This is a genomic window from Hoeflea sp. BAL378, assembly GCF_000759435.1.
Taxonomy (GTDB): Bacteria; Pseudomonadota; Alphaproteobacteria; order Rhizobiales; family Rhizobiaceae; genus Hoeflea.
This window is the reverse complement of sequence record NZ_JRJG01000204.1, coordinates 1-5,700: the sequence shown is the minus strand read 5'-3', so window position 1 is coordinate 5,700 and position 5,700 is coordinate 1. Positions and strand designations below refer to the sequence as shown.

General features: G+C 64.5%; 5 protein-coding genes. 4 read left to right on the top strand and 1 reads right to left on the bottom strand.

The window, feature by feature from the left end:
• Positions 1-29: 29 nt before the first annotated feature.
• A complete protein-coding gene (locus LL06_RS25040) occupies positions 30-1,388 on the bottom strand; it encodes an AMP-binding protein (RefSeq protein WP_035533500.1) in 1,359 nt (452 codons plus the stop codon).
• Between the two features lie 258 nt (positions 1,389-1,646).
• Between LL06_RS25040 and LL06_RS25035 the strand changes: the two genes are divergently transcribed.
• From LL06_RS25035 to LL06_RS25020, 4 genes are all read left to right on the top strand, one after another.
• The gene (locus LL06_RS25035) at positions 1,647-2,813 is read left to right on the top strand and encodes a CoA transferase (RefSeq protein ID WP_081964190.1); all 1,167 of its coding nucleotides are present in this window, start codon (positions 1,647-1,649) and stop codon (positions 2,811-2,813) included.
• Between the two features lie 10 nt (positions 2,814-2,823).
• Entirely contained in the window at positions 2,824-3,525 is a 702-nt protein-coding gene (locus tag LL06_RS25030) for a 4-carboxy-4-hydroxy-2-oxoadipate aldolase/oxaloacetate decarboxylase (RefSeq protein ID WP_052161903.1), read from the top strand.
• A 263-nt stretch (positions 3,526-3,788) separates the two neighbouring features.
• Positions 3,789-4,811 (top strand): TAXI family TRAP transporter solute-binding subunit, encoded by a 1,023-nt coding sequence (locus tag LL06_RS25025; RefSeq protein ID WP_161785027.1) that lies wholly within the window; start codon positions 3,789-3,791, stop codon positions 4,809-4,811.
• 84 nt (positions 4,812-4,895) lie between these two features.
• Positions 4,896-5,700: TRAP transporter large permease subunit (locus tag LL06_RS25020; protein ID WP_152599773.1), on the top strand; the 805-nt coding region annotated here is incomplete at its 3' end.

Below are 5,700 nucleotides of genomic sequence, written 5' to 3'. Positions count from 1 at the left end.
ATGCCGTTCCGGCCAGGCGCGCGCAGTCTTCAGGCCTTGGTCACGACCCTTTCGATCAGCACCGGCTTTCGGGCTCCCGGGGTGTCGAAGGTGCCCGGCGGCACGGTTGCGACACGCACGCGCACGCCGGACAGTTCCTTGATCGTCTTTTCCAGCCGGCTTACCAGGTCGCCGGCACCGTCGCCGGTGAGCGGCGTCTCGACCTTGAGATTGAGCGGCTTGTTGGTCGCATGGCCGGGAAAATCGGCGATGATCCTGAACCGGCCGGTGGTCTGCGGTTTCATCGAATTGATGATGTCCTGGACCGCGCCGGGATACAGATTGATGCCGCGGCAGATTAGCATGTCGTCGGTGCGGCCCATGACGCGGATGCGCATGCTCTGGCGCCCGTTCAAGGCGTCGTTGCCCAGCACCCGCACCTGGTCGCGGGACCGGAAGCGGACCAGCGGCATCGCCTGCCGCGTCAGCGACGTGTAGACCAGCTCGCCTTCGACCCCGGGCTCCTGCGGAAGCACCGCGCCGGAAGCCGGGTCGATCAGCTCGGCGTGGATGTGGCCCTGTCCCAGAAAGTGCATGCCGTCCGGGATGTCGCCCTCTGCAAAGAAGCTGTTGGCGAGATCCGACATGCCATACATCTCGCGCACCCGGGCGCCCCAAAGGCCTTCGATATGCGCGCGCGTCGCCGGATCGCCGCCGCCCGGCTCGCTGCCCACCAGGATGTGCCGCAGGCCCAGGTCCGATGCCGGCCGGCCGAGCACCTCCTGCGCCTTTTCACCGAGATAGGCGATAAAGCTTGGAGCTCCGATGATTCCGCTGGGCCGCAGGTCCGACATTACCTGCAGGATGCGCTCGACGCCGGACTCGGCGCCGATCGGCAAGACCTGAAGACCCATATAGGCCATGGTCTGCGCCATCGGCAGGCCACCGACAAAACCGCGGCTCATCGAGAAGGCGTGCAGGATGCGCTGGCCTGGACGGAAGCCGGCCGCATGGAAACAGCGGGCCGTCGTCTCGCACACCATGTCGAGATCGGAGGCCGTATAGGCAAAATAGCTGGGCTTGCCGGTGGTGCCCGATGAGGCCTGCAACTGGACAATCGCGTCCTCTTCCGCGCACAGATGCAGCCCGAGCGGCGGATGCGCCGCCAGGCTTGCGCGAATGTCGTCCTTTTCCGTGAAAGGGAAACGCCCGAGATCGGCCAGGCGGACGAGATCGCCGGGCGCGATGCCTGCCGATGCGAATTTCTCCCGGTAATGACGGGAGTTGTTCCAGACATAATCGAGCTGGCGTTTGAGGAGGTCGAGATGAAGGGTCTCTATCTCCTGCGGCGACAATGTCTCTTCCCTGGACCAGGTCACCCCGGAGTATGGCTTCTTCCCAGCTCGCATTTCCGTCACCTCCTCTCGACTGCACCGGACGGCAGTTCCGGCAGCGCGCACAATAAGGACAATGACCTGACGGCGCTAAACCGTTTGGCGCTCCTGCTATGTCGGAAGGTTATACCCTTCACTTTATCTATATGTTTTTGCTTGATTTTCTTGAGCGAGTTCAGGGTGCCGCTGAAAATCGGAAGCCCTTGTCTCTCCCGGTCGCTCGACACGGGCCGGCGCTGCTCCTAGGACCTTTTCAGGAAGAGGGAGGACGCCATGGCCAGACTACCGCTTGACGGCGTGCGGGTTCTCGATTTTTCGACGCTGCTGCCGGGTCCCCTTGCGACCCTGATCCTCGCCGAGGCCGGCGCCGACGTCATAAAGATCGAACGGCCCGGCGGGGAGGATCTGCGCCGCTATCCGCCGATGATCGATGAGGACGAGAGCGCCTACTTCGTCATGCTCAACCGGGGCAAGCGGGCCTACAGCGCCAACCTCAAGGATGCTGGAGACCGCGATCGCATAGTCGAGATGGCGGCCGGGTGCGACGTGCTGGTCGAGCAGTTCCGTCCTGGAGTCATGGCCCGGCTCGGCCTCGGCTACGAGGATCTGCGCAAGATCAATCCGCGGCTTGTCTACTGTTCGATCAGCGGTTTCGGCCAGGCCGGCGCCCGTTCCCTGGAGCCGGCCCACGATCTGAACTATCTGGCGCTGGGCGGGATGCTGTCGCTGACGGGCGACCATGACGGTGCGCCGGTGTTGCCGCATGTGCCGGTTGCCGATATCGGCGGAGGGACCTTTCCGGCCCTGGTCAACATCCTGCTGGCCCTGCGGCTGGCCGAAGCGACCGGACGCGGCGAGTGGCTCGACATCGCCATGGCCGAGAACGCTTTTTGCTGGCAGCCCTGGGTCATGGCGCAGCAGGAAGCCGGGCAGGGCTGGCCGGAAGCCGGGCGTGGTCTGATGAGCGGCGGGTCGCCGCGCTACATGCTCTACCGCACCGCCGATGACCGCTATCTGGCGGCAGCACCACTCGAGGAGCATTTCTGGCGCAGTTTCTGCGATGCGATCGATCTTCCCCTGGCTCTCCGCGACGACAGCGTTGATCCCGGTGCGACCATCGCCGGCGTCGCGGCGCAGATTGCCAGGCGGCCCGCCGCGGACTGGGTGGCCCTGTTTTCGGGCAGGGATGTCTGCTGCACGCTGGTCGCCACCCCCGACGAAGCACGCCGCGATCCCGATTTCGCCGCCCGCGGCGTCTTTGCCCGGCGTGTCCGGGCGGGCGAGCACACCCTCGCCGCCCTGCCGATGCCGCTGGCCCGGTCCCTGCGCCGGCCCGAGGCGGTGGTGCCCGGCGCCCCTCCACCCCGCCCGATAGACGAGCTCACTGCCCCGTTGTGGCGGCAAAGGAAACCCGCCGGCAGCGCGATGCCGCACGACTAAGGAGAACCCCATGTACGGCCATATCTACCACAATATCGAACGCCCTTCGGCCGATTTGCTTGCGGCCTTTCAGGGACTGCCCACCTCGACACTGTCGGATGCGATGGGCCGCCACGGCGCCATGAGCTCGATCATCCGCCCGCTCTATGAGGGAATCAGCATGGTGGGGTCGGCGCTGACCGTGCTGTGCTTTCCCGGGGACAACATCATGACGCACCGGGCGATGGGAATGGTGCAGCCGGGCGACGTCCTGGTCATCGACGATGGTGACTACGACACCGGCTGCTTTGGCCATCGCAGCGCGATGCTGGTGCGCAGCCGCGGCGGTGTCGGCGCGGTGATGAGCGGATCCACGCGCGATGCGCAGGACCTGCGCCGCGACCGCTTCCCCGTTTTCTCGCGCAGCATTTCACCGCGCGCGCCGCAGAAGAATACGCCGGGATCGATCAATGTGCCGGTCCAGTTGGGCGGCCTGGTGATCTATCCCGGCGACATCGTCGTCGGCGACGACGACGGCGTCGTGGTGATCCCGCTGCCGATGGCGGAAGAGACACTGGAGAAGGCCCGCCAGCGCGACCGCGAGGAAAGGGAGCGCGCCCTTGTCGAAGCGGGCGAACTGCCGCGCGATCCCGGCGGCAAGACCATGGATCTGGCGGAGCTGCTGAAGGGAAAAGTGACCGAGCATCATGAACCGGCGCCCTGGCGCCGGTGACGGACAGCAGCGGACAGCCGGGCAGGGAAGAGGATTTGCCTTATGCCGGAGTGTTCGGCTCGCCGCTCTGGTGCGTCCGCGACTATTCCTCGCGGTGGACGCCAGACGCGTTTTCCTGGGGTGGCGCGTTATAGCGGTATAGCCCGATACGTTTATGTGCAGGTGATCATTGTTGATAGGCTCGGGACAGGAGGTGGCCAAGATACTGGTCGATGAGCCGGTCGGAGGGCCGGGCGCGCAAACGAAAAAGGGAGGAAAGAGTCATGTATCCGAGAACAAAGCGACCCGTCTATCGAAACGCCATAAGGGGCATCCTGGCGGCTGCCTTGATGGCGGCAACCACGGCGGCGCCGGCATGGGCTCAGTCCGATCCGCTGAAGTTCGTCTTTTCGGGCGGCAATTCCGGCGGCACCTTCGGGATCGTCGTCGCCGCGATCGTCGAGCGGCTGAAACAGGATCATCCCGACAGCCAGATCGACATCACGCCGGGAGGATCGCTGGCCAACACGATCCGTCTCGGACGCGGAGATCAATCCCTGTCGATGCTGACCAGCCTTCTGCCCTACAGGGCCTATGAAGGCATTTCACCGCCCGAGCAGTTCGCGGTTCCCTCCAAGGAGATCCGTGGGGTTGCGCGCATCTACAACATGCATTCGCAATTCATCGTGCCGGCGGACTCCGACATTCAATCCTTCGATGATGTCGTCAAGAACAAAATGAAGATCCGGATTGTCCCCGGCGGCCCGCGCGGAAATGTCGGCGTGACGGTCATGGAGGACCTGCTGAAGGAAGCCTATGGGCTGACATTGGACGACATGGCTGGCTGGGGCGCCAATCTGGTGTTCGCCGACTACAACCAGGGCGCCCAGATGATGAAGGACGGACAGGTCGACATGCTAATGACGCTGACCGCCGCGCCGAATGGCGCCTTCCTCGATCTGGCGAACTCGATGAAGGTGAAATTCCTGCCGCTTCAGGGAGCCTCCGCGGAATCGATGGTGGACGACGGCTATGTCCTTGCCGAGATGCCGGCCGGTACCTATCCCGGCCAGGATGAGCCTGTTCCCTCAGTCTCGCTGACCGCGTCGATCTATGCGCGCAACGACGCGCCTCCCGGTGCGGTCCGGGCGGTCGCCGAAACGATCCTGAAGAACAAGGACTACATGTCCTCGATCCATCGCCGCATCAAGGAGGATTTCGATCCTGCGACCGCATACGAGGGGATGGGGGTGCCGCTGCATCCCGAGGCGGAGGCGGTCTATCGTGAGTTGGGCTACATTAAATAGCCAAGTCTTTCCGATCGAAAACCCTCCCGCCGGCTCGCGGCGGGAGCGTGGCGCAGTGGACGTTCAGGTTGGGAGGACTTGATCTTGCTTACGGCTATCTCGAACAATCCGGCGCGCAACGTCCGTCGTCTCTTCGCCACCGTCGGCATCGCCGCCGCGCTGGCCATGATGGCCTTCCATCTCTACACCGCCGGGTTCGGCTCGCTTGATCCGTTCAAGCAACGCAATCTGCATCTGACCTTCGCCCTCGTGGTTGCCTTCCTGCTGATGCCGCCGCGGGGGCGTGCGCGGGAGGATGGCCCGGGCTGGGGCAGCATCCTGCTCGCCTTGCTTTCGCTGGTGCCGATGCTGCATCTGTGGCTGGACTACCGGCGGATCTTCTACCGGATCGAGTATGTCGATCCACTGACCACCATGGACCACGTCACCTCGGTCCTGCTGATCGCGCTGGTGATGATCGCCTGCGTGCGGGTGGTCGGCGCCGCCATGGCGATCTTCGTGGGAGTCGTCATCGCCTATGCGTTTCTGGGGCAATATCTGCCCGGTTTCATGCGGCATCAGGGCCTGTCCTGGGACATGTTCGCCGAGCAGGAGGCGCTCAGCCTTGGCGGCATCTATGCGGTGCCTTTGGCGGTGTCGTCGACCTATGTGGTGATCTTCGTGCTGTTCGGATCGGTGCTGGTGCGCAGCGGCATGGGCGAAGTCATGATCGACGTCGCGCGGGTGATTGCCGGCCACACGCGCGGCGGCCCGGCCAAGGTCGCCGTGATCTCGAGCGGTGTCTTCGGATCGATCAACGGCAGCTCCGTCGCCAATGTCGTGGCGACGGGCGCCTTCACCATCCCCTTGATGCGCAAGACCGGCTATTCCGGGCCCTTTGCCGCGGCGG